We start from the raw sequence: 25,920 nt of genomic DNA on the forward strand, positions 1-25,920 counted from the left end.
AAAGAAAATAATGAGCTTAGTAGAATTTTTAAAAGGTTCTTATCACGAATTTAGACACAAAGTAGAGTGGCCAAAGTGGTCTGACTTACAGTCTTCAACTATTGTTGTTACTGTAGCAACTGTTATTTTGGCATTGTTTACCTTTGGCGTTGATGAATTGTTTTCAAAATCAATCAGCAACATCATCGGAATACTAATCAATACCTTCAACTAATAAAGTATTTTCCCATAATGAGCGAATTGAAATGGTATGTGCTGAAAGCGATCAGCGGACAGGAAAATAAAGTGAAAAACTATATTGAGACAGAAATCAAGCGTTTAGGCTTTGAGCAGTATGTTACTCAGGTAGTGATTCCTATGGAAAAGGTTATTCAGCTTAGAAATGGGAAGAAAGTGCCAAAAGAGAGACCATACTATCCTGGTTATCTGATGGTAGAAGCAGAGTTGATGGGAGAGATTCCTCACGTGATCAAAAACATTCCTGGTGTGATTTCTTTCTTGAGTTTAACCAAAGGTGGAGATCCTGTTCCGATGAGAAAATCTGAGGTCAACAGAATGCTTGGCAGAATGGATGAACTTTCGGAATTTGCTTCAGATGCAGAAATTCCATTCATCGTTGGTGAAAACGTGAAAGTAATCGATGGACCATTCAATGGTTTCAACGGTACAGTAGAGAAAATCTTGGAAGACAAGAAAAAAGTAGAAGTTTCTGTTTTAATCTTCGGAAGAAAAACTCCAATGGAACTGAGCTTTTCACAAGTAGAAAAAGTATAAAACTTTTAAAATATAAAAAAATACCGTTCAGAAATGAGCGGTATTTTTTTTAATAATTTTTTAAATTAAATCTGTATTCAATTTGAGTATATATTTAGTGGTTTAACCTTTGAGACTTATATATTTTATCGTTGAATTAATGAAACCTATTTTTTCATATGCAACAGATTTTATTATTTTATATTGAAATTTAATTAGTTAAGTGTTTGCTATTTAAAATAATTTTCATAATTTTGCAGTCCGAAAAGTAGGTTTGCTTTATGTGAGTGCGGTAACCTGCTGAATAATAAATGCTTCCAAACTCATTAATTATTCAATTTTTAAAAAACAAACAATGGCTAAAAAAGTCTTTAAAATGGTTAAGCTCCAAGTAAAAGGAGGAGCAGCAAACCCATCTCCACCAGTTGGTCCGGCATTAGGTTCTGCAGGTGTGAACATCATGGAGTTTTGTAAACAATTTAACGGAAGAACTCAGGATAAGCCAGGTCAAGTTTTACCTGTAGTAATTACAGTGTACGAAGACAAATCTTTTGAATTCGTTATTAAAACTCCACCTGCAGCAATTCAGTTAATGGATGCAGCTAAAATCAAAGGAGGATCCGGTGAACCAAACAGAAACAAAGTAGGTGCTGTATCTTGGGCGCAAGTTCAAAAAATCGCTGAAGATAAAATGACAGATCTTAACTGTTTTACTTTGGACTCAGCTCTTTCTATGGTTGCAGGTACTGCTAGATCTATGGGGTTAAGAGTAACAGGAACTAAACCAACTAACGCTTAAAACTAAGAGAAATGGCAAAATTGACTAAAAAGCAAAAGGAAGCTTTAAGCAAAGTAGAAAAAGGAAGAATTTATAACCTTGAAGAAGGTTCTGCTCTTGTAAAAGAGGTGAACACTGCAAAGTTTGACGCTTCTGTAGATATCGCTGTAAGATTGGGTGTAGACCCTAGAAAAGCTAACCAAATGGTAAGAGGTGTAGTATCTCTTCCTCATGGTACTGGTAAAGATGTTAAAGTTTTGGCTTTAGTAACTCCAGATAAAGAAGCTGAAGCGAAAGCAGCTGGTGCTGACTATGTAGGTCTTGACGAATATTTACAAAAAATAAAAGATGGTTGGACTGATGTTGACGTTATCGTTACTATGCCAGCTGTTATGGGTAAATTAGGACCATTGGGTAGAGTATTAGGACCAAGAGGTTTGATGCCTAACCCAAAATCAGGTACTGTAACTATGGAAATTGGTAAAGCGGTAACTGAAGTAAAAGCTGGTAAAATTGACTTTAAAGTAGACAAATACGGTATTATCCACGCTGGTATTGGTAAAGTATCTTTCGATGCTGCTAAAATCAAGGAGAATGCTCAGGAATTAATCTCTACTTTGATCAAAATGAAACCAACTGCTGCTAAAGGTACTTATGTGAAGAGCATTTATTTGTCTTCTACAATGAGCCCAGGTATTGCAATTGATAGTAAATCTGTTAACTAATTATAATCCTTAAGACAATGACAAAAGACCAAAAAGTTGTAGCAATACAAGAGATCAAAGATTTGCTTCAGGATGCTAAAGTAGTTTATGTAGCAGATCTAGACGGTTTGAATGCTGCTAAATCTTCTGACTTCAGAAGACAGGCTTTCAAGCAAAATATTAAAGTAAAAGTTGTGAAAAACACACTTTTGCAAAAAGCAATGGAACAGATTGAAGGAGTAGATTACTCTGAAATGTTTGAAACTTTCAAAGGGAATACTGCATTAATGATTGCTGAAACGGCTAACGCTCCTGCAAAATTAATCAAAGACTTTAGAAAAAAAGAAGAAAAGCCGGCTTTAAAATCTGCTTTTGTACAAGAAACTTTCTATGTTGGTGACAACAATCTAGATGCTTTAGTAAGCATTAAGTCTAGAGAAGAAATGATCGGTGAAATCATCGGATTACTTCAGTCTCCAATTCAAAGAGTTGTTTCTGCTCTTCAAAACAAATCTGAAACAGTAGAAGCTAAAGCTGAAGAAGCTGTTGCACCTGCTGTAGAAGAAACTCCTGCTGAGGCAGCTCCAGAAGCTCCTGCTGCAGAAAGCACTGAGGAAACTCCAGCTGCTGAATAATTACTCTCAAAAAATTAAATAAATAATCAACAAAAACATTACAACAATGTCAGATTTAAAAAATTTAGCTGAAACGCTAGTAAACTTAACAGTAAAAGACGTAAATGAATTAGCTACTATCCTTAAGGATGAGTACGGAATCGAGCCAGCTGCTGCTGCAGTTGTTATGGCTGGTCCTGGTGCTGAAGCTGCTGAAGAAAAAACAGAATTCGATGTAATTCTTAAAGCTGCTGGTGCTTCTAAATTGGCTATCGTTAAATTAGTAAAAGATTTAACTGGTGCTGGTCTTAAAGAAGCTAAAGATATCGTAGATGGAGCTCCTGCTGCAATCAAAACTGGTATCTCTAAAGACGAAGCTGAAGCTCTTAAGAAGCAATTAGAAGAAGCTGGTGCTGAAGTAGAATTGAAATAATTTTCAATTTTTAAATATAAGGAAGCGATAAACTTAGTTTATCGCTTTTTTTTTGTACTATTTCTGGAATTCCCAACAGCTAACAGAGTTGTATTGATGGTTAACTTCTGACCGTCTTAATGGATTGTTTTAAGCCTTAGAAATAGCAAAAAGGTTAAATTTTTGCCGCTTCTTTTACTCTTCAATTAATAAATTTTAAAACATAAATTTTTATGTTAAATTTACTATTGTTGATATATATCATTTTTAGGATTTCTTAACATACTGATTTTGAACTAAAACACATAGTTTTTCTATTTTTGCAAAACAGTAGGTATTTTGAATAGTGATGGTTTACATATATGCATAAGTTCTAAGAACTTTAGTGGTGAAAGTTTTAAATTTTTGCTGCGTTTTCTTGGATTCATTATTTTCCTATTTCAGTTTCAGTTTTTAAATGCACAAGAGTCTTCAAAAGAAGAACACACAGATACAGCATTCATTTTTGTAGACCGAAATGTAGTTGTATTTTCTAAAGATGAAAGCTTCAACAAAAAGCTCAGATATAAAGAAGCAGCCTTATCAGAAAAAGATTTTGAAAAATCACATTCAATTGCACAAAATTCTTCTAGTAAGAATAAGCAAGCTGTACAATATGATCTTACGGAAGAAGTCAGATTGACACAAGAAAAAAAGAAGCAAACAACTCTTGAAGAGGTTAAACTAGAAATTGAAAAATTCGAAAGCAAAAATAAATCTTCTTTAATCAAAGAATTTTACCCGCCACAATCTTCAGATAAATTTTCTGGTTCTAAGTCTAATACTAAAGATTATATTGCTCCCAAACCTTCTAATCAGAATGTTTGTAAACAAGTATGTTTTTCAGAATTTTTTTTAATCAAGAAAGCGTTGGGCTTTCTGCATACCCAAAAATTCTTTTATTATAACAATAAATCATTTGACGGTTGTTTTTCTCAAGTTTTCTCAGTAAGGCCACCGCCACCAGTTTTTGCATAAACTATTTTTAAACTGCTTTTTAGAGAAGACGGTTTATATCTACTTATTATCAATTTTAATTAAATTTTATCAATGACAAAATATGCTTTATTTTGTGCAATACTTATAGGCGCAACATTATTCGCACAGGTGGGAATTAATACTACTAGTCCACAATCCACATTAGATGTTAATGGCAACATTACTTTAAGAAACGAACTTCGTGTAGGCGGTACGAAAGACGTAAATGGTAATCCGGGTACAAATAATCAGATTTTAGTTTCACAAGGTGACAATACTACACCAATATGGAAAACTTCCAAACTTGGTTTTTATGAACTGAACGAATACAGAATAACAGATTCTAACGCTACGGCCGATGAAGTAGGAATCAATTTCGGAAATACAAGTGCAGGTGATGGAATTACCACAAGTGCTGTTGGAGAAAGCATTACTTCTGCAACGCCTGTTTGGTCAGAGATTCCCGGCTTGGCATCTAGCTTTAATGTGGCGAATCCGGTAAACAGAACAAACTTTTTGTTCCAGACAGGCCTAGAAATGTCTAACATTGGAGCAGGTACAGGTAAATATGTGCGTTTTGCTTGCGGCATATTTATAGACGATACACTGAGAGCAATAAGAGCCGATCAGATCAATGGTATTAACAATAAAGGCCAAAAAAACCAATCAATTTTTACCTTAAACTATACCGTAGATAATTTATCGGCTGGTAACCATACAGTGAAGGTAGCTTGTAGAAGAATTACATCAAGTGATACAGGTTTTCATTTTGCAATTGGCAGAACAACAACAGATGGTACTCAGGTTGCCAACAATTTTATGCTTAAATCTGTTCTCAAATTTGATGTAAGTGAACAAGTTAAAATAATTTATTAAAAGTCATGCAAACAAAAAATAATATATTCCTTCTTCTTTTGTTGGTTCTAGGTGGTTTTGCAAATTCACAGATAGGTATCAACACAGAAACTCCAAACGCAACGCTAGATGTACAGGGTAATTTAAGTGTAAGAAACAGAATCTTTTTAGGGGGAACAGATTTGGCAAATGGTTCTCTGGGTGATGTTGGTACAGTTTTGGTCTCGCAGGGAGCAAACAATCCTCCGGTTTGGAAGCTGATAAGAAGACCAGATTTTAATCCTTTCTTGTACACCATCTTTAATAATGCAGCAGCAGAAACACAAAACGGTATTATCTTCGGTACTGCAGCCAGTGGGTTTCAACTGTATGCTTTAGACCAGACTTTAAGTAGTTTTGCAGGAACTCAGATAACAGAGCTACAACGTGATTTTCAGATTGATAACCCACAGAATATAACGTTTTTGTCATTCGAAACGATAGCTCATTTAGAATCTACCATTCAGTACAGTGCAGCAGACTTTTCGTGCGGTATTTTTGTTGATGATTTATTAAAAGGTATAAGAGTGTATACTGTCGATCAATCAGGAACAGCAGTAACCCCCTTCTTTACATTTGATTTACTAGCTTCTGCAAATAATTTGTCGGTTGGAAATCATACCGCCAAAGTTGCTTGTAAAAAACGAGGAAACATCAACGGCTTTTCTGGCCAGCTCGGAATTGGCAGGGCTGTAAGTGGAAATTTGAATAATTTTATGACAAAATCATCACTGGTAGTAGAAACCTATGAAAAACCTAGTACGAGCAATACTGTACCGGTTTATAATCCTTAATCAATTTTATTAAAATGAAAAAATATATTTTAATTCTTCTTTTTGCAATACAATCGGGTTTGTTTTTTGCACAGACAGGAAACGTGGGGGTCGCAACAGTAAATCCGCGAACAAATCTTGATGTAAATGGAACAACAAATGTTAATAATGAAATTAATTTGGGAGGATCAGATTCAGCTGTCGGAAGTCCGGGGACTGTAGGAGACCTCGTTTCTGCAAATGGTGCTACAAACCCTCAATGGAAAAAATTTGATTTGCCAAATGGCTATTTAGATGGTCTGATACTTACTGCATCTTATCTGAAGTCTACCAACGTAGGAGCCTCATTTAATGGAACCGGGAGTAATGGTGTCTCTTACAACGAAAATCAGGCACTGCCGGCTGATTGGATAGAGATTACCGGAGTAAGTGAGACTTCATTTAGAATCAATAAAACAACCAATATTGTCAATATTTTTGTACAGACCGTAGCACAGGTAACGGGCGCTAATGCTACAGGATCGTTCGGGTGTGGTATTTATATAGATAATCAATTGAGATTTACAAGAACAGGAATTGTTACAGGCGCTACAGGTTCTTATAAAATTTTAACACTGAATGCATCTATTCCTGATTTACCTGTGGGTATCCACAGTTATAAATTTGCCTGTGCTCAGCGTAATGTTCCTGTTGGAAGTGTACTAACAGTAGGGCAGGCACAGACTGGTGTAGTTAATACTTTGAGTGCTACTATGGCAGGTACCTCATCTTCCTTGAAGATTTTGGAACCAATACAATAATTTTTTTACAATTACATTTAATAAATGCTGTTTCAGAAATGAGACAGCATTTATTTTTTAAGTAAATATTTATTTATTATTCTTTATTGTGTGAAATTAAATATTATGTTAAATGATATTTTTTAGATAATTGACAAAGAAACAATTGATTAGTTAAATATAATGATTATATTTGCGCAAACAAATGATATAATTGAAAAAGAAACTAACAAGCTTTAGCTGTGCTAAAAAATATTCGAACCTTAATAAAGGCTTTGGATATTTTTGCGGTTTATGTGTCTTGTTATTTTTTTCTTTTAATAGTTTATTGAATGCACAAGTAGGCATTGGGAATCCCGCTCAGTCTGCGATTATTCTTAAAAATGGGGCTGCGATTTATTCTACAGATGCCAACTTTAATCAGCAAATAAATTCAGACAAGATTTCCTTAAAAAACACAGAAGTTTTTTATGAAAGTGAGAATGGTGATGAAGTAATATGGGTAGCTGCTTCAGAAAAAAGTATTGAATCCGAAAAAAAAGATCTCAAAACTCAGGTAAAAATTGCTGAAAACAACAAGAAGAAAGAGGCGCTAAAAAAACTAAAAAAGCAGGTTTCTGATTATGAATCTCAAAAAGAAAAATTCGAATCAGAGAAAATAAAGACTTTTCCGTCTTCTGAAGAATTCATTTCATCTACTCACGTCAACACAGATTATGTAGTCCCGAGCTACCATCAGCATAAATTATCTAAAATTTATAGTGCAGAAAATCAGTATATAATTAAGCTGGCTTTAGATTTTTTATACCCTAAAGAATATACTTATTACAATAACAAACCTTTAGATTTCTGTTTTTCTGAAGTCTTTTCTGTAAGGCCACCACCATTTTTTATATAATTTTTCTAATCAGGTAATTAAAAAGAGGATTGTTTATTTATAATTTCTCTTGTAAACACCTGAAATATTGAATTCTTATATAAAAAAAATTAAAATGAAAAAAAATATATTCAAGTATGTCCTTGTGCCTACAATGATTTTGTGTGCATTTGGAATTAACTTTTTTAAAGCTCAGAATTGGACGACAGTCTGGACTGAGAATTTCAACGGGCTTTCTTACAGTTCGTCTTACAATAACGGTGTTACAGGATATTGGAATAATAGTGCCAACCCGCCACAAAATAGTCAGATAAATGGCGCTTTTGAAGCTAACCCAGCTAATAATATTGTTGCAGGTACAACACAAGTACCTTCCGATGCAGCGGGTGGGAGATTTCTGATGTTTTGGACACAAGGTGGGGTCGCTATACCAGCTTCAGAAAATGTGTTTTTCAAAAAAACTATGACTGTAGTGCCTGGGAAAACATATAGAATAAATTACCGTTTTGCAACATTAGGAGCCGTTCCTGGTACTGCTACAAATAGGGCAAACGCCACATTCAGGGTTTCACCACAAGGCAATACGACATCATTTTATACCTCGGGAATGGTTGTTGCGGATGTGAATGCGTGGAAAAATGTTCAGTATGAATTTACGGTTCCTTCGTCAGTTACTTCAGTAGATATGACTTGGGAAAATACCACAAAATCTACCACGGGAAATGATTTTGCTCTTGATGATTTAGTATTGCAGGAAGCTGTCGATAGTGATGGGGATGGTATTCCTGATTATATAGATGATGACGATGACAACGATGGTATTTTAGACACTGCTGAATGTGGAGGGGGTGCAATTTACAACTATTCCGGATTTGGGATCAGAACGATATCTGCTACTCAGGCTAATTTAATAGGTTTAACAGGCAATACTTATACTCCTACGACTATAGCAACAAATATTATCCCTGGTAATGATGCCAATCACATGACAACAGATGCTGCGAGAAACAGAGTGTTATTTGCAAATAATATAGCGCAGGGAAGTCTTTTTGCCTATCAGTTTTCAACCAATACCGTTGTAAATGTAGGTTCAGGATTTTTATCAAGTTTGGGTGATGCTTCAGGAGGGGCCGCAATGTATAACAATGATTATTTTATTTACGATGACACAGGAACAACAAGTCAGGGATTGTGGCGAGTAACGTTTAATGCAAGCGGAAATGCGAGTACCCTTACCAAAGTTGTTGACCCTATTTCTGGAATAGATTTAGGAGATATTGCGATCAATTCTTCAGGGATGGTTTATGTTATAGGCAGCACAGGTGCTCTATATAAACTTGACTTGAGCAGTTTAAACTTAAGTATAACTACTCCTTCATCAGCTTGGATTTCTGTTGGAACAACAGCCTCAGCCTCAGGTACGCAATTGTTTTTTGGTGCGAATGGAGATTTGATAGGGAGCAATAGTGGAAATTTAATACGAATAGATCCAAATAATGCAGCTAATTTAGGGACAATATCTACCCTGACTTCTGGATATAGTTGGGGTGATATTTCGGAAGCACCATCGGTAGGGTTCAGCTGTGGTACTGATACTGATAGTGACGGAATTCCCAATAATTTAGACTTAGATTCAGACGGTGATGGCTGTCCAGATGCCAGAGAAGGTGCAGGAAATTTCAACCCTACAACAATTGCATCAGGAACAATTGCTTCCCAAACTCCAAATACCAACTTTGGAACTGCGGTGAGTGTGACTACAGGCGTACCTACTGCAGTAGGAGCAGGTCAGTCTGTTGGACAATCTCAGGATTCATCGAAAAACGATTGTCTAGATTCTGATGGCGATGGTCTTCCTGATTGGCAGGATTTAGATGATGATAATGATGGGATTCTGGATACGGTAGAATGTACACCAACTTATTTAGTGCGCCCGGTTACTTCGTCTTCAGTTACAGCCGATAAACCTATAACTGTTGGAACCGCTCCGCAAATTGCTGACGGTGAGGGGGCAGGTGGATCGGGAGATGGTCCTTTCCCTTACTGGTACACCAACGTGCCAAACCTTCCCATAGCTTTCAGTATGAATATGCAATCTTCCTCTACAATTGATCATGTTAAACTATATGGTCCATGGGGATTCAATGAATGGATTGGTAATTTTACAATTGAATTATATAATGCGGGCAATACACTTTTGGGAACTGAGAATTTTGTAGCTCCGGATCAATATACGGGAACTCCTATTTTTAGTTTTACAAAAGAATATACAAATGTGGCAAGAGTTCGGTTCACTATTGTTTCCAGCCAAGGCTACAGTACTGTAACGCCACCACGAGCTTCTGTGAATGAGATTGTATTTTTAGATCTGCAGCCGCTGACTTGTGATACAGATAATGATGGAATCCCTAATCATTTAGATCTTGATTCCGATAACGATGGTTGTTTAGATGCGATGGAAGGAGATGAGAACGTTACTGTGAATATGTTGGTTAATGCAGCATCAGGTCTTAGTGTGGGAACAGGTTCATCAGCATCCAATCAGAATTTGTGTGCTTCCGGAACCTGTGTTAACGCTAATGGTGTTCCTACCCAAGTGAATTCTGGAGGAGCGGCCGATATCGGAGGAGATGTTGGTCAGGGAATCGGTGATTCGCAAAACGCATTGATAAGTTCAGGATGTTATTGCTACAAACCTGAAGTAGTGGTTGCAGGAAATCCGAACCCTGTAAAACACGGAATTACTGCACTAAAAAGAGCAAATTCAGGTACTTCAGATTGGCCGGTTGTGAGACAGAGTGCATGGACGGTTTTAGAGTCTAAAACTAAAGGTTTTGTTCTCAACCGTATGGCATTCGTAGATGCAGATTCTAACACGGCTACACCAACCACGCCACCATTGGCATCCATTCCTGCAGCGAATTATGTAGAGGGAATGATGGTTTACGATACCGTAGCAAAGTGTTTGAAAATCTACAATGGTACAATCTGGAGCTGTTTCAGTACACAGACTTGTCCGGATTAATTCAATTAAGATTTTAATTAAGTTTAAATTTTAAAAAACATGAAAAATATATTAAAAATAGCATTTCTCTTCATCGCTGCTTCTGCCTCTGCTCAGGTGGCAATCGGGAAATCATCACTCACCACCTTGCCTTTACCGGCTCCGGCAGGAACTCCCAATCCTTCAATTTCTCTGGAATTTGGGGATTATGTAGTCAATCAGGGAAAAGGTTTTGTATTACCCTGGACAACTGCTGCGATGGATAAAGCTGCTGCAGTGGAAGGGACAATTATCTACGATACCACAGATTTTATCGTGAAGTACAAAAACGGAACTGCGGCAACAAGCTGGGTGGCTCTCACGAAAAACGAAAGCGCTCCTGCACCGATAAACAGTACCCAAGGTGTGGTAGACACGACACTTCAGGATACTTTCAATGGTGTTGCTTTAGCGGATAGTCCTACAGCCAAAACAAGCATCGGAACACCGACTTCGGTTCCCGGGATTTTGGTTTTGGAAGACGCTAACAAAGCAATGATTCTCCCAAAAGTGCCAAGTCCGCATCTGAATATCTCAAATCCTGAACCTGGAACAATGGTTTATGATACGGTAAAACAGCAATTGGCAGTTTTTAATGGTAAAGTTTGGTCTTTTTGGAAACCATAGATTTACAGTAAAATAAATATATATTTTAAGTTGCTTCGTGATGGAGCAACTTTTTTTTTTTGTTTAAAAATAATTTCACGTGGTGATGAAATGAAAATCAAATATTTGTTGATGATGTATCTCTAATTTTATGGATTGTTTTTTCTTAAATTTTATTTTTTTAAATTAAAATTATGGATAAAGTATAGTTAGCAATCATATTCAGGTATTCGTGTTTAATGTATTTTATTTATATAAGTTTCTTATGTAATTCCTGTTAATAATGCTTTTAGGTTGGTAGTATCCATTATTTCGAGATTTTATAAATTAATCAGAAAATAAATGTAGGTGTAAATTATTGCAATTTTTTTTGAAATTTTAAGTGTAAAAAATCAATTTTTAAATGCGTTGTTATTGAAAAAATGCGGTTAAAAATTTAATGATATTGTTTTTATACGCAATTCGGATATAACGTGATACTATGTGATTTGTTGATATTCATTTAATACAATATTTGTTGATTTATTGCTTACTTTTGCACCTGTAAACTAATATCCTTGCAAGAAACTTTATTATATAACAATACGGTTGCTAAAAATTTGAACTTTATTAAAGGTTTGAATTATTTTCCAGCGTTATTGTTGATAATGTTATTTTCTTTAATAAATAATGTTTACGCTCAAAAAGCTAATTCTCAGCAACAAATTACGCCGACTACCATTGTTTTAAAAGATGGGGCAAATTTGTACTCTGCAGATGATAATTTTAATAAGCAGATTCTTAGCAATAAAATTATTCTGAAAAACTCTGATGTTTCTTATCAGGAAAACGGAGGCAAAGAACACCTTCTCAAATTAATTGCCAAGCAATCCCAAAAGGAAGAAAAGAAAGATCTTAAGAATCAGTTAAAAATAGCTGAAAATAAAAGACAAAAAGAAGCTTTACAACAAGTAAAAAAAGAAATAGAAAAATTTGAAAAAAGGGTTCAGGTTTTTGTTAAGCATGATTTCAATGGTGCTCCGCCTCCTGATCAGTTTTTTTCTTCAAGCTCAATCGCAAAAAACTATGTAATACCTAGTCAAAACACTCACGATTTTTCTAAATTCTATATTTCGGCAGACGCTTATGTAATTACTCAGGCTTTAGACTTTCTACATTCTCAAAAATACACATACTACAATAACAAATCTCTGGATTTTTGTTTCTCTGAGGTCTTTTCTGTGAGACCGCCACCGGTATTAGTTTAAATAAAATTCGAATAATTTTTATTAATACTCATGCTCACGTTTTTATAGTGGGTATGCTAATACTTTATGAATAATGAAACTTAAATATTTTTTTAAACATTTAAAAAAACAGGCAGTGGCTTCTTTGGTCATGTTTACGTCTCTTGCTTTTGCTCAGACTTATCCGGATCTGGAAATGGGAAATGTTATTCCAAGTGTAGGAGCTGCAACTAATGTAACGGTAGCTTTGCAAAAAGATACAAATAACAATACTACAACGACATTAACTAATTATGCATCTCCTAGTGCATTAACTGTGAATTTCAATGTAAATACAACAAATTTCACTGATGCTGTTAGGTTTGGTGCGAGTGGTGTTGCGCCATATTATACATTAATGAATAATATAGGAAATGCCGGTGGTGATAATACTCAATATACCTCTAATGGAGTTCCAGCCAATGGTACGGGAATTGATGTTGCTACAAATTATGCAACACGTATTGAAGGCAATTTTGTAGCTGCAGGTAATCAAGCAGGAAATGGCAGGGTAAAGCTTGGTGAAATAACCATTACTTTGAGTAGAGGGGTTAATAATCCTCATCTGCATTTCAAAGGATTAGGTGGTAATGCAACAACATCTCTTACAGCGGAATTTACAGTAAAATCCGTTTTAAATTCATCTGGTACACAAATTCTTGGAAGTACCGTTATTTCACAGTTGTCGGGTACCAATCTCAATGTGAATAATGCTGCTAAGACTATAAATAACGATTATATTGGAACGACGGATCCTGCTACAGTAAATACTGCTAGGGGAACAGTTCGATTTCAAAATAATGATATAAGAACTGTTGTTTTGGAGGTATATGGTAATAGAAATGGGGCAGATGCAACTGTGGTTACATGGGATGGATTGGATGCTTTTCTAATAGGATTGTCGGCTGCTGAGTCGGATATACAAGTTGCAAAAACCGTGAATAATTCATCTGCAGCGGTTGGTAGTACGGTGAATTTTGTGGTAACTGCTACCAATAATGGAGCTTCGAATAATACTAATATCAATATTACAGATGTTTTACCTTCCGGATATACTTTTGTATCTGCTACGCCTTCTGTAGGGACTTATGCCACAGGAACCGGAGTCTGGAATATTCCTACTTTGAACGATGGAGCTTCAGCAACATTATCTATCAATGCAACGGTAAATGCAAACACAGCTTATACAAACACGGCTACTGTAACAAGTGCTTCGCTATCAGATCCAAATGCTGCGAATAATACTTCTGTAGTAGCGGTAGATCCAGACACTGATGGTGATGGCGTTCCTGATAACATAGATCTTGATGACGATAATGACGGTATTTTAGATACTGTGGAATGTCCACCTGCAAATCTTGTAACTAATGGAGCCTTTGCTACTGGGCTTGGCGGATGGACGTTAGGAAACGGTTGGGTGTATGATGCTGCTGGCGGATATGCTCATAATGTTGGTGAAAATCTTACTTTGAGCCCACTATCTCAATCTATAAGCAATCTAAATACTGTGGTGCCTAATGGAACTGTGTCGCTTAATTTGCGAATTGGAGCTCAGGATGGTAATAATTCTGCCGGATCTACAGCAAGTTTACAGGTTGTTTTGAATAATGTTGTATATGCGACTTTATCAAATTCTATTTTGAGAAATACAAGTAATGTTACTATAACTTATGCAAATGGAGCAACCGGAACATTTACAACCTTTGGAACTGGGGCTGCAACGGGGTATACCCAATCTGCTCCATTCACAATCAATATTCCTTATACAGGTCCGAATACCGCAACTTTGGCGTTCAGAATGACTTCTCAAAGTGATGATTGGAGTGTGGATGATGTATCTATAAATGGATTAGTATGTGATTTAGATAATGATGGTATTCCTAATTATTTAGATCTAGATTCTGACGATGACGGATGTTTCGATGCTGTGGAGGGTGATGAAAATGTTACGGGAGCTCAGCTTAATGCAAATGGAAGTATTGCTGGAGCAGTAAATGCTAATGGTGTTCCTAATTTGGTAAATACAGGAGGTGTTGCTGATGTTGGAAGCGATGTTGGTCAGGGAGTAGGAACTTCTCAGAATGCTGCAATACAGGATTTTGAATGTTCTACAGCAATTGGATGTACTAATGCATTATATCTTGCGCAGTTTAAGACTTTATATTCTGTTGATACATCAAGTAATCCATTTGCCTATCCTCTTATTGGAGATGCTTCAGGTGATTATAATGCAATAGGGATCCATCCGTTGAATGGGCGTATGTACGCAATGCCTAGTATAGCTTCTAATAATTTATGGATTATTAATCCTAATGGAAGTTCAGTTAATTTAGGTCCTGTGACAGGATTGCCTGCGGATGCATATAATTCGGGTGAGGTTGATAATTTAGGAAACTATTATATAAAAGCGTCAGGGTCTAATAATATTTTGTACAGAGTTAATGTAACAACTTTAGTAGCTACGCCTATTACATTATCGGCAAGTATTACTGTGGCAGATCTTGCTTTTAGAACTACAAACGGTCTTTTATATACTGTTAGTAATGATACAGGGCGGTTGATGTCAATCAATCCTGCTAATGGTACTGTTACCGGGATTGGACCTTCGCCGGGAACTATTGCTTTTGGGGCGTTGTTCGGTTCTAGTACAGGAGAGATCTACGGATCGGAAAATGGTGGTGGATTTTACCAATTCAATCTTACTACTGGACAAAGAGTTTTGATTTCAGATTCGCCTGCGAGTGGTTCTAATGACGGAGCGCATTGTGTGACATCTCCGATTGCGTTCAGCGCCGATCTTGCCATAAGCAAGACAGATAATACAACAGCTTATGCACCGGGTTCTACAAGGGTATATACAATTGTAGCAAGAAACAATGGGCCTTTTGGTGTTTTGGGAGCAACGGTTTCAGATCTTTTGCCAGTGGGTATTCTTGCTGCGAATGTAAGCTATACTGCAGTTGCTGCAGGAGGTGCGACAACTTCTGTTTTGGGAACGCAGACTGGAGCGATCAATGATGTGGTAAATCTGCCTGTAAATGCTACGGTAACTTACACGGTAACGGTAGGTATACCGTTCACTTTCACAGGTGATCTTGTGAATACGGTCACCATTACAGCGCCGGCAAACAGTACAGATTCTAATTTGACTAATAATACGGCTACCGATACTGATACTCAGGAGGTGTGTTACAGACCAGGAATTACAAGCGGAACTGTATTGAATACAAATCACGGTTTTACTTCTTTAGCAAGAGCAGGTGGTACTGCATCGGGCAATTGGCCAATGATAAGAAAAGGAGCTTGGACGGTTTTGGAATCAAGAACTAAAGGTTTTGTTGTAAACAGATTGACAGCACTGCAGATTTCGCAAATTCCTGCAGCAAATTTGGTAGAAGGAATGATGGTGTACAATATTACATCAGATTGTCTTCAGGTCAACACAACGGGTACTCCAGCGGGTTGGACTTGTTTTAGTACACCTACGTGTCCGTCTAATTAATGTTTAACAATAAAAAGAATTAATAATGAAATATTTATTCCTAATCATACTGGCTTTTTTGTCAGGAAATGTATATTCTCAAATAGCGATAGGTAAAGAAAGTGTGTCTTCACCATCTGTTTCACTTGATTTCGGACTTGGGAATCGTGGGATTATTTTACCATGGGTAACTTCAGAAGGAAGTGTTACTGGTGTTGTAAACGGTACATTGGTTTATGATCTTAACGATAAAAAAGTGAAGGTAAAATACGCGTCAGGCTGGAAGGATCTTACAGTTAATACAAATGGTACAACAGTGCAGGGCGGTGTAGATGGTGCCTTAATTCAAGCGAGTTCAGTAGCTGAAAATACTTCTGCTAAAACAGCCATTGGAACAACTTTAAGTTCTGCACCTGGAATATTGGTTTTAGAAGATACCGACAAGGCTATGGTTTTACCTACAGCTGCAAGTCCGCATCTTAATATCATAAATCCTGCACCCGGTATGATGGTGTATGATAATTTCAATAAGGTGTTAGCTGTTTATAACGGAACAGTTTGGTCTTTCTGGCGGGGAGGAATCGAAGCGGTTCCTACTGTAACGACAGGAACTGGAAGAGTATGGATGGATCGTAATTTAGGTGCAACGCAGGTGGCTACAAGTTCTACAGATGCTCTTGCTTATGGTAGTCTTTACCAATGGGGAAGATTGTCTGATGGGCACCAGCTAAGAACATCCCCTAATAGTGTTTTGAATGCTACAAGCAGTACGGATGTCCCTGGTAATGGTAATTTTATTATAGTTACTACGGGCCAACTTGACTGGAGAAACCCACAGAATAATAACTTATGGGAGGGTGTAAATGGAATTAATAATCCTTGTCCAAGTGGTTTTAGAATTCCTACGACAGCTGAATTTCAGGCTGAAATAGCGTTGCTTGCAACTCAAAATGCTTCAGGTGCTTATAATTCTCCATTAAAATTGACTGTTGCTGGTTATAGACAGTATAACAATGGTTCTCTACAGCAGGTAGGAGGCACTGGTTATTACTATACAAGTTCAGAATCTGGTACAAATACTACTTTTTTTTATTTTAACTCTTCAGCAGCAGGTTCGGTGGTTCAACGGGCTTATGGTATGTCAGTAAGATGTATAAAAAATTAACTTTTTATTTAAGTTAAATCAATTTCTTTAAAGTTAAAAACCACTGCCTTGTTTATAAGGTGGTGGTTTTTTTGATTTAAAAAATAGTGACTTTTGCTGTATGAGGTAAACCTTCAGCTAATTTGCTATATCAACTCTTTAAAAAAATAAGAAAATTTTATAATTACAAAAGTTATAGAGTGATACTTAAATTTGTGTAATCACTTAAAAATTAGTATATTTGCAGTTCTTTTGGCGCTAATAAATATACATACATCAGTAAAACATTGTAAATCAACTCTTTCATAATTTTGAAAGGGATTTCTTGTTGATAGATTATTTACATTTTTTTCGTCCAAAATAAAAATTTAAAAATATTTTGCATTACGCTGTGAAAAGATATACCAGCGTTGCAGTTAGAATTAGAGTTTAGAATAAAGAACTAAGAACAAAGACCACTTCTGATAGCGCCAAACATCAAATGTCTTTTATCTTGCCTCTTTTATCTTTTAGTCTTTTTCTGATATTTTTTGTAAAATCAAAATATTTTTTAACCCTTTCTTAAAAGTTTTATGAGTAAAACAACCGCAATTACTAAAGGAAATGAGAGAATTAATTTCTCTACAGCGAAAGGAAAAATCATTACTCCGGATTTCTTAGATATCCAGTTAGAGTCATTCAAAGATTTTTTCCAATTAGATACACTTCCTGAAGACAGAAAGAAAGAAGGTTTGCACAAAACCTTCCAAGAAAACTTTCCAATTACCGATTCTAGAAACCAATTCGTTTTGGAATTCTTAGACTATTTGGTAGATTCACCACGTTACTCAATCGATGAGTGTGTGGAAAGAGGTTTAACGTATTCCGTTCCTCTAAAAGCTAGACTTAAATTATACTGTACAGATCCTGAGCATGAAGATTTTCAGACTGTTGTACAAGATGTTTATTTAGGTCCGGTTCCTTACATGACTCCGTCTGGTTCATTTATTATTAATGGAGCAGAGCGTGTAATCGTAACTCAGTTACACAGATCTCCGGGTGTATTCTTCGGACAGACTTACCACGCAAACGGAACTAAATTGTATTATTCAAGAATTATCCCTTTCAAAGGATCTTGGATGGAATTTACTACCGATATCAACAGCGTAATGTACGCGTATATCGACCGTAAGAAAAAATTACCTTTAACTACATTATTAAGAGCTATCGGTTTCGAATCTGATAAAGACATTCTTCAGATTTTTGACCTTGCAGAAGAAGTGAAAGTTTCTAAAGCTGCACTTAAAAAAGTAGAAGGTAGAACATTGGCTGCGAGAGTATTGAATACTTGGTTCGAAGATTTCGTAGACGAAGACACTGGAGAAGTTGTTTCTATTGAAAGAAATGAAATTATCCTAGACAGAGAAACGATTCTTGAAAAAGAACATTTAGATCTTATTTTGGATGCAGGTGTGAAATCTATCTTGATTCACAAAGAAAATTCAAACGAATTCTCTATCATCCAGAATACTTTACAAAAAGATCCAACCAACTCAGAAAAAGAAGCGGTTGAATATATTTATCGTCAGTTAAGAAATGCAGATCCACCCGATGAGGAAACTGCAAGAGGAATTATTGAAAAATTATTCTTCTCTGAGCAAAGATATTCATTGGGTGAAGTAGGACGTTATAGACTAAACAAAAAGTTAAGCCTAAACATCCCAACTACAACTGAAGTTCTTACAAAAGAAGATATCATTGCGATTGTAAGACACCTAATTGAGTTAGTAAACTCAAAAACTGATGTTGATGATATTGACCACTTATCAAACAGAAGAATTAAAACTGTTGGTGAGCAATTAGCAGGACAGTTCGGTGTAGGTCTTTCTAGAATTGCAAGAACAATCAAAGAGAGAATGAACGTTAGAGATAACGAAATCTTTACTCCACTTGACCTTGTTAATGCGAAGACTTTAACATCAGTTATTAACTCATTCTTTGGTACCAACCAGCTTTCTCAGTTCATGGACCAAACCAATCCTCTATCAGAAATCACGCATAAGCGTAGACTTTCTGCCCTAGGACCTGGTGGTTTATCAAGAGAAAGAGCAGGTTTCGAGGTACGTGACGTTCACCATACTCACTATGGTCGTATTTGTCCTATCGAAACTCCTGAGGGACCAAACATTGGTTTGATCTCATCTTTGGGTATCTATGCAAAAATCAATTCTTTAGGTTTCATCGAAACTCCATATAGAAAAGTAGAAGGAAGCACGGTAGATTTACATGCTGATCCTATTTATCTTAATGCTGAAGACGAAGAAGATAAAGTAATTGCTCAGGCAAACGTTGAGTTAGACGATAACGGAGCTTTCTTAACAGACAGAATTATTGCCAGATTAGATGGTGATTATCCTGTAGTTGAGCCTGCTCAGGTTAATTTGATCGACGTGGCACCTAACCAGATTTCCGGTATTTCAGCTTCATTGATTCCATTCTTGGAACATGATGATGCAAACCGTGCGTTGATGGGATCAAACATGATGCGTCAGGCAGTTCCTTTGTTGAAGCCACAAGCTCCAATCGTAGGTACAGGTCTGGAACAACAAGTTGCAAAAGATTCTAGAATTTTGATCAATGCTGAAGGAAATGGTATCGTTGAATATGTAGATGCTGATCAGATTACTATTAAATATGAAAGAAGCGATGACGAAGATTTAGTATCATTCGAATCTGCTACGAAAACATATAAATTAACTAAGTTCAGAAAAACTAACCAGAGTACGACAATTACCCTAAGACCAAACGTAAGAGTAGGTGAGACGGTACATAAAGGTCAGGTTCTTTGTGACGGTTATGCAACCGAAAATGGAGAATTAGCTCTTGGTAGAAACTTAGTGGTAGCCTTCATGCCTTGGAAAGGATACAACTTTGAGGATGCAATCGTAATCAACGAAAAAGTTGTACGTGAAGACTGGTTTACTTCTATCCACGTGGATGAGTATTCTCTTGAAGTTCGTGATACCAAATTAGGTATGGAAGAATTGACAGCAGATATTCCAAACGTATCTGAAGAAGCTACAAAAGATCTTGATGAGAACGGAATGATCAGAATCGGTGCTGAAGTGAAGCCTGGTGATATCATGATTGGTAAGATTACTCCAAAAGGTGAATCTGATCCTACTCCTGAAGAGAAACTTCTAAGAGCAATCTTTGGTGACAAAGCTGGTGATGTAAAAGATGCTTCATTGAAAGCAGATTCTTCATTAAGAGGTGTTGTAATCAACAAGAAATTGTTCTCTAGAAACATTAAAGATAAAAAGAAAAGAACTGAAGAAAAACTTAAGCTTGAAGAGATTGAAAACACTTACAAGGCTAAGTTTGACGAGTTGAGAAATACTTTAATCGAAAAATTAAACACTTTAGTTAGTGGTAAAACTTCTCAGGGAGTTACGAATGACTTAGATGAAGAAATTATCGGTAAAGGCGTGAAATTCACTCACAAATTGTTGACTTCAGTAGAAGATTACGTAAACGTTAGCGGTGCAGATTGGACGGTTGACAACGATAAGAATGAATTGATCAAACAATTGATTCACAACTACAAAATCAAATTCAACGATATTCAAGGAGTTAAAAACCGCGAGAAATTCGCAATTTCTATCGGAGATGAACTTCCAGCAGGGATCATGAAATTGGCTAAAGTATATATCGCTAAAAAACGTAAACTAAACGTTGGGGATAAAATGGCAGGACGTCACGGTAACAAAGGGATTGTTTCGAGAATCGTTCGTGAAGAAGATATGCCATTCTTAGAAGATGGAACACCAGTAGATATCGTATTGAATCCACTTGGGGTACCTTCTCGTATGAACATCGGACAGATTTATGAAACAGTTCTTGGATGGGCTGGTCAGAAATTGGGGATGACGTTCGCTACGCCAATCTTTGATGGGGCAACTCTTGATCAGATTACAGAGTATACTGAGAAAGCAGGAGTTCCTAAATTCGGTCACACTCACCTTTATGATGGTGGTACCGGAGAAAGATTTACACAAGCTGCAACGGTAGGTATTATCTATATGTTGAAACTTGGGCACATGGTAGATGACAAAATGCACGCACGTTCTATCGGACCTTACTCATTGATTACTCAGCAGCCATTAGGAGGTAAAGCTCAGTTTGGTGGTCAGAGATTCGGAGAGATGGAGGTTTGGGCTCTTGAAGCATTTGGAGCTGCAAATATCTTGAGAGAAATCTTGACTGTGAAGTCGGATGACGTGATTGGTAGAGCAAAAACTTATGAAGCAATTGCAAAAGGTGAAGCAATGCCTGAACCAGGTATTCCGGAATCTTTCAACGTATTACTTCACGAGTTACAAGGTCTTGGATTAGACGTAAGATTGGAAGAGTAAATTAAGATTTAATTGTTAAAAAATTAAAGCATTAATTAAACTCAGAGATAATAAGTGCGAAAGCGATTTGAAGCTTTCAATCTTTTAATCTTTTAATCAAAAATTAAATTATGTCAAATAAAAATAAATCAAGTAGATTTAATAAAATAACCATCGGTTTAGCTTCACCTGAGTCAATTTTACAAGACTCAAGAGGAGAAGTTCTTAAGCCGGAAACTATTAACTACAGAACGCATAAACCAGAAAGAGATGGTTTGTTCTGTGAAAAAATCTTCGGTCCTATCAAAGATTACGAATGTGCTTGTGGTAAATACAAGAGAATTCGTTACAAAGGGATCGTTTGTGACCGTTGTGGTGTAGAGGTTACGGAGAAAAAAGTACGTAGAGAAAGAATCGGACACATTGGTTTGGTTGTTCCTATTGCGCATATTTGGTATTTCCGTTCTTTACCAAACAAAATCGGTTACCTTTTGGGTATTCCTTCTAAGAAATTAGATATGATCATCTATTACGAGAGATATGTTGTTATTCAGCAGGGTATCGCTAAGAAAGCAGATGGTTCAGATTTTGACGAGAAAGAATTCCTTACAGAAGAAGAATATCTGGATGTTTTGGAAACTCTTCCTCCGGATAATCAATATCTTGATGATGCAGATCCAAACAAATTCCTTGCTAAAATGGGTGCGGAAGCTGTTGAAGAATTGCTAAAAAGAATTGATCTTGATGCATTGTCTTTCGACTTGAGACACAAAGCTCACAACGAAGGTTCTAAGCAAAGAAGAACAGAAGCTCTAAAAAGATTGAACGTAGTAGAAGCATTGAGAGGTGCTAACACTAGAATGATCAACAGACCAGAGTGGATGATTATGCGTGTGCTTCCTGTAATACCACCAGAATTAAGACCATTAGTTCCATTGGATGGAGGACGTTTCGCAACTTCTGACTTAAATGATCTTTACAGAAGAGTAATTATCAGAAACAACCGTTTAAAGAGATTATTGGAAATCAAAGCTCCTGAAGTAATCTTGAGAAACGAGAAGCGTATGCTTCAGGAATCTGTAGATTCATTATTCGATAATACAAGAAAGTCTTCTGCAGTTAAATCTGAATCAAACAGACCATTGAAATCACTTTCAGATTCATTGAAAGGTAAACAAGGTCGTTTCCGTCAGAACTTACTAGGGAAAAGGGTAGATTACTCTGCACGTTCTGTAATTGTTGTAGGTCCAAACTTACAGCTTCACGAATGTGGTATTCCTAAAGATATGGCAGCTGAACTTTACAAACCGTTTATCATCAGAAAACTGATTGAAAGAGGAATTGTAAAAACAGTAAAATCTGCAAAGAGAATTATTGACAGAAAAGAACCTGTAGTTTATGATATCTTAGAAGGTGTAATGAAAGGTCACCCTGTTTTATTAAACAGAGCACCTACTTTGCACAGACTAGGTATTCAGGCTTTCCAACCTAAGATGATCGAGGGTAAGGCAATCCAATTACACCCATTAGTAACAACAGCATTCAACGCCGATTTTGATGGTGACCAGATGGCGGTACACTTACCGTTGGGTCCTGAAGCAATTTTGGAAGCTCAGTTATTGATGTTAGGTTCTCAGAATATCTTGAACCCTGCAAACGGTTCTCCAATTACGGTACCATCTCAAGACATGGTTCTTGGTCTTTATTTCATGACCAAAGAATTAAGCTCTACAGATGAGAAAAAAGTTTTGGGAGAAGGTCTTGCATTCTATTCTCCGGAAGAAGCGGAAATCGCTTATGCTGAAGGTAGAGTTTCATTGAACGCTAAAGTAAGATGTAGACTACCGGTAAAAGAAGAAGGTGTAATCACTACAAAATTGATTGAAACTTCTGTTGGTAGAATCTTATTTAACCAAATTGTTCCTAAACAGTCAGGATATATTAATGAACTTCTTACGAAGAAATCATTAAGAAATGTAATTGGTAAAGTACTTGCTGATACAGATTTCCCTACCACTGTGAAGTTCTTGGATGCTATGAAAGACTTAGGTTATTCAAATGCATTTAAAGGAGGTCTTTCGTTCTCATTAGGTGACATCGTTGTCCCTGTTGAGAAAAAGAAAATGATCGCAACATCTATTGAAACTGTAGACGAAATTAGAGCCAACTATAACATGGGTCTTATTACAGATACAGAAAGATATAACCAGGTAATCGACGTTTGGACAAACACCAATGCTGGATTAACTGAAATGATCATGAGCAGAATGAAAGTTGACCAAGGTGGATTCAATTCTGTATACATGATGCTTGATTCTGGTGCGAGGGGTTCTAAGGAACAGATCCGTCAGTTATCAGGGATGAGAGGTTTGATGGCAAAACCGCAAAAAGCTGGTTCTACCGGTGCGGAAATTATCGAAAACCCGATTCTTGCAAACTTTAAGGAAGGTCTTTCTATCTTAGAATACTTTATCTCTACTCACGGTGCTCGTAAGGGTCTTGCGGATACCGCATTGAAAACTGCCGATGCAGGTTACTTAACGAGAAGATTGGTAGACGTTGCACAAGATGTTATCATTACTGAAGCAGATTGTGGAACTCTTAGAGGAACTGAAGTTACTGCGCTTAAGAAAAATGACGAAATCGTTGAAAGAATTTCTGAAAGAATCCTAGGTAGAGTATCTCTTCATAACATTTACGATCCGGAAACCGACGAATTAGTAGCAACTGCTGATCAGATTATTGAGGAAGCTTTAGCGAAAAGAATCGAGGAAATGGGTATTGAAGCAGTAGAAGTACGTTCACCACTTACTTGTGAAACCAAAAAAGGAATCTGTGCTAAATGTTATGGTAGAAACCTGGCAACTGGTAAGAAAATCCATATGGGTGAAGCGGTAGGTGTAATTGCTGCACAATCAATTGGGGAACCGGGAACTCAGCTTACGTTGAGAACCTTCCACCAAGGGGGTGTATCTACAAACGTATCAGAAAATCCTTCAATCTCTGCAAGAAGAGACGGTATCGTTGAATTGGATGAGGTAAGAACAATTACTTCTGAAGATGAAAACGGAAACACTGCGGAAGTAGTAGTATCTCGTACAACAGAATTTAGATTGGTTGCTGATAACGAAACCAGAACACCATTAATGATTGCTAACGTACCTTATGGTTCTCAGTTACTAGTTAAATCTGGTGATAAAGTGAAAAAAGGCGATATCATTGCTAAGTGGGATCCGTATAACGCGGTAATCATTGCAGAAAACGCTGGTAAGGTAGAATACGAGGATATTATCCAAGGTATTTCATTCCAACTGGAGATTGATGAGCAAACAGGATTTGAAGAGAAAGTAATCTCTGAATCTAGAAATAAGAAAGCCGTACCTACATTGAAGGTGGTAGATTCTAAAGGAGTTGAGCAAAAAGGTTACAACTTACCGGTAGGAGCCCACTTAATGGTAAACGATGGTGAAAAAATTAAGGCTGGTAAAGTCTTAATCAAGATCCCAAGAAAATCTGCTAAGTCAGGGGATATCACCGGAGGTCTTCCGAGAGTTACAGAATTATTTGAAGCAAGAAACCCTTCAAACCCAGCGGTTGTTACAGAAATCGATGGTGTAGTTTCTTACGGAAAAATCAAGAGAGGTAACCGAGAATTGATCGTTGAAGCTAAAACTGGTGAGAGAAAAATTTATTTAGTTAAATTATCAAACCAGATCTTGGTACAGGAGAATGACTTCGTTAGAGCTGGTTCGCCACTTTCTGACGGTTCAGTTACTCCAGACGACATCTTGAAGATCAAAGGACCAACTGCGGTTCAGGAATATTTAGTAAACGAAATTCAGGAAGTTTACCGTCTACAAGGGGTGAAAATCGACGATAAGCACTTCGAAATCATCGTAAGACAGATGATGACAAAAGTTTCAATCGTTGACGGAGGTGATACTCAGTTCCTTGAGGCTGCTCTAGAGCACAAATACGATTTCTTAATTGAAAACAACAGAGTATTTGGTCTTAAAGTAGTTACAGATGCTGGTGATTCTAAAGAATTCAAGCCAGGACAGATGATTACTGCAAGAGAGCTAAGAGACGAAAACTCTAAGTTGAAGCGTGAAGATCAGGCTTTAGTTGAAGTAAGAGAAGCACTTCCTGCAACGGCAACGCCGGTATTGCAAGGGATTACAAGAGCGGCTCTTCAGACTAAGTCGTTCATGTCTGCAGCATCATTCCAGGAGACCACTAAAGTTCTAAACGAAGCAGCAGTAGCTGGTAAAGTAGATACCTTGAATGGTCTTAAAGAAAATGTAATTGTAGGACACAGAATTCCTGCAGGTACAGGTCTTAAAGAGTATCAGAATGTAATCGTAGGTTCTAAAAAAGAATTCGAAGATTTAAATTAATTCAAAATTT

Annotated in this window: 18 protein-coding genes; all 18 read left to right on the forward strand. The window is 36.7% G+C overall.

Annotated elements, in window-relative coordinates; genetic code table 11:
- Window positions 1–10: 10 nt before the first annotated feature.
- The 18 genes from secE (at window position 11) to rpoC (ending at window position 25,910) form a co-directional block, all read left to right on the forward strand.
- Window positions 11–214, forward strand: a complete 204-nt coding sequence (secE, locus tag EAG08_RS14005) for a preprotein translocase subunit SecE (RefSeq protein ID WP_052187936.1) — start codon at window positions 11–13, stop codon at window positions 212–214.
- 17 nt (window positions 215–231) lie between these two features.
- Complete coding sequence (gene nusG, locus EAG08_RS14010) at window positions 232–774, forward strand: transcription termination/antitermination protein NusG (protein WP_129535972.1); 543 nt, start codon at window positions 232–234, stop codon at window positions 772–774.
- Between the two features lie 334 nt (window positions 775–1,108).
- Window positions 1,109–1,552: a 50S ribosomal protein L11 gene (gene rplK, locus EAG08_RS14015; RefSeq protein WP_047444876.1), complete on the forward strand. Its 444-nt coding sequence runs from the start codon at window positions 1,109–1,111 to the stop codon at window positions 1,550–1,552.
- A gap of 11 nt (window positions 1,553–1,563) precedes the next feature.
- The gene (gene rplA / locus EAG08_RS14020; protein WP_129535973.1) at window positions 1,564–2,256 is read left to right on the forward strand and encodes a 50S ribosomal protein L1; all 693 of its coding nucleotides are present in this window, start codon (window positions 1,564–1,566) and stop codon (window positions 2,254–2,256) included.
- 17 nt (window positions 2,257–2,273) lie between these two features.
- Window positions 2,274–2,870: a 50S ribosomal protein L10 gene (gene rplJ / locus EAG08_RS14025; protein WP_129535974.1), complete on the forward strand. Its 597-nt coding sequence runs from the start codon at window positions 2,274–2,276 to the stop codon at window positions 2,868–2,870.
- Window positions 2,871–2,916: 46 nt separating this feature from the next.
- Window positions 2,917–3,282 carry a 50S ribosomal protein L7/L12 gene (gene rplL / locus EAG08_RS14030; RefSeq protein ID WP_129535975.1) on the forward strand — a complete coding sequence of 122 codons (366 nt, stop codon included), beginning with the start codon at window positions 2,917–2,919 and terminating at the stop codon, window positions 3,280–3,282.
- A gap of 384 nt (window positions 3,283–3,666) precedes the next feature.
- The gene (locus EAG08_RS14035; protein WP_129535976.1) at window positions 3,667–4,278 is read left to right on the forward strand and encodes a hypothetical protein; all 612 of its coding nucleotides are present in this window, start codon (window positions 3,667–3,669) and stop codon (window positions 4,276–4,278) included.
- 72 nt (window positions 4,279–4,350) lie between these two features.
- A complete protein-coding gene (locus EAG08_RS14040; RefSeq protein ID WP_129535977.1) occupies window positions 4,351–5,154 on the forward strand; it encodes a hypothetical protein in 804 nt (267 codons plus the stop codon).
- Between the two features lie 5 nt (window positions 5,155–5,159).
- Entirely contained in the window at window positions 5,160–5,966 is an 807-nt protein-coding gene (locus tag EAG08_RS14045) for a hypothetical protein (protein WP_129535978.1), read from the forward strand.
- A 14-nt stretch (window positions 5,967–5,980) separates the two neighbouring features.
- The gene (locus EAG08_RS14050; protein WP_129535979.1) at window positions 5,981–6,745 is read left to right on the forward strand and encodes a hypothetical protein; all 765 of its coding nucleotides are present in this window, start codon (window positions 5,981–5,983) and stop codon (window positions 6,743–6,745) included.
- Between the two features lie 193 nt (window positions 6,746–6,938).
- Window positions 6,939–7,622, forward strand: coding sequence for a hypothetical protein (locus tag EAG08_RS14055; RefSeq protein ID WP_129535980.1), 684 nt, complete (start codon window positions 6,939–6,941; stop codon window positions 7,620–7,622).
- A 94-nt stretch (window positions 7,623–7,716) separates the two neighbouring features.
- Window positions 7,717–10,626, forward strand: coding sequence for a hypothetical protein (locus tag EAG08_RS14060; protein WP_129535981.1), 2,910 nt, complete (start codon window positions 7,717–7,719; stop codon window positions 10,624–10,626).
- A gap of 39 nt (window positions 10,627–10,665) precedes the next feature.
- Window positions 10,666–11,271 (forward strand): hypothetical protein, encoded by a 606-nt coding sequence (locus EAG08_RS14065; RefSeq protein ID WP_129535982.1) that lies wholly within the window; start codon window positions 10,666–10,668, stop codon window positions 11,269–11,271.
- Between the two features lie 626 nt (window positions 11,272–11,897).
- Entirely contained in the window at window positions 11,898–12,497 is a 600-nt protein-coding gene (locus tag EAG08_RS14070) for a hypothetical protein (RefSeq protein WP_129535983.1), read from the forward strand.
- 73 nt (window positions 12,498–12,570) lie between these two features.
- On the forward strand, window positions 12,571–16,017 hold the full coding sequence (locus tag EAG08_RS14075) for a DUF11 domain-containing protein (protein ID WP_129535984.1): 3,447 nt from the start codon (window positions 12,571–12,573) through the stop codon (window positions 16,015–16,017).
- Between the two features lie 58 nt (window positions 16,018–16,075).
- Window positions 16,076–17,161: an FISUMP domain-containing protein gene (locus EAG08_RS21405; RefSeq protein WP_185145165.1), complete on the forward strand. Its 1,086-nt coding sequence runs from the start codon at window positions 16,076–16,078 to the stop codon at window positions 17,159–17,161.
- A 551-nt stretch (window positions 17,162–17,712) separates the two neighbouring features.
- Complete coding sequence (gene rpoB / locus EAG08_RS14085; RefSeq protein ID WP_129535985.1) at window positions 17,713–21,534, forward strand: DNA-directed RNA polymerase subunit beta; 3,822 nt, start codon at window positions 17,713–17,715, stop codon at window positions 21,532–21,534.
- A gap of 110 nt (window positions 21,535–21,644) precedes the next feature.
- Complete coding sequence (gene rpoC, locus EAG08_RS14090; protein ID WP_129535986.1) at window positions 21,645–25,910, forward strand: DNA-directed RNA polymerase subunit beta'; 4,266 nt, start codon at window positions 21,645–21,647, stop codon at window positions 25,908–25,910.
- Window positions 25,911–25,920 lie beyond the last annotated feature (10 nt).

This window comes from Chryseobacterium sp. 3008163, assembly GCF_003669035.1.
GTDB lineage: Bacteria > Bacteroidota > Bacteroidia > Flavobacteriales > Weeksellaceae > Chryseobacterium.

Bases quoted from the DNA above. Each gene is read 5' to 3' on its own strand.
- EAG08_RS14075 (WP_129535984.1), top strand. From the start codon at position 12,571: ATGAAACTTAAATATTTTTTTAAACATTTAAAAAAACAGGCAGTGGCT.
- EAG08_RS14065 (WP_129535982.1), top strand. From the start codon at position 10,666: ATGAAAAATATATTAAAAATAGCATTTCTCTTCATCGCTGCTTCTGCC.
- rpoB (WP_129535985.1), top strand. From the start codon at position 17,713: ATGAGTAAAACAACCGCAATTACTAAAGGAAATGAGAGAATTAATTTC.
- EAG08_RS14045 (WP_129535978.1), top strand. From the start codon at position 5,160: ATGCAAACAAAAAATAATATATTCCTTCTTCTTTTGTTGGTTCTAGGT.
- nusG (WP_129535972.1), top strand. From the start codon at position 232: ATGAGCGAATTGAAATGGTATGTGCTGAAAGCGATCAGCGGACAGGAA.
- EAG08_RS14060 (WP_129535981.1), top strand. From the start codon at position 7,717: ATGAAAAAAAATATATTCAAGTATGTCCTTGTGCCTACAATGATTTTG.
- EAG08_RS14050 (WP_129535979.1), top strand. From the start codon at position 5,981: ATGAAAAAATATATTTTAATTCTTCTTTTTGCAATACAATCGGGTTTG.
- rpoC (WP_129535986.1), top strand. From the start codon at position 21,645: ATGTCAAATAAAAATAAATCAAGTAGATTTAATAAAATAACCATCGGT.
- secE (WP_052187936.1), top strand. From the start codon at position 11: ATGAGCTTAGTAGAATTTTTAAAAGGTTCTTATCACGAATTTAGACAC.
- EAG08_RS14040 (WP_129535977.1), top strand. From the start codon at position 4,351: ATGACAAAATATGCTTTATTTTGTGCAATACTTATAGGCGCAACATTA.
- rplJ (WP_129535974.1), top strand. From the start codon at position 2,274: ATGACAAAAGACCAAAAAGTTGTAGCAATACAAGAGATCAAAGATTTG.
- rplL (WP_129535975.1), top strand. From the start codon at position 2,917: ATGTCAGATTTAAAAAATTTAGCTGAAACGCTAGTAAACTTAACAGTA.
- EAG08_RS14070 (WP_129535983.1), top strand. From the start codon at position 11,898: ATGTTATTTTCTTTAATAAATAATGTTTACGCTCAAAAAGCTAATTCT.
- rplA (WP_129535973.1), top strand. From the start codon at position 1,564: ATGGCAAAATTGACTAAAAAGCAAAAGGAAGCTTTAAGCAAAGTAGAA.
- rplK (WP_047444876.1), top strand. From the start codon at position 1,109: ATGGCTAAAAAAGTCTTTAAAATGGTTAAGCTCCAAGTAAAAGGAGGA.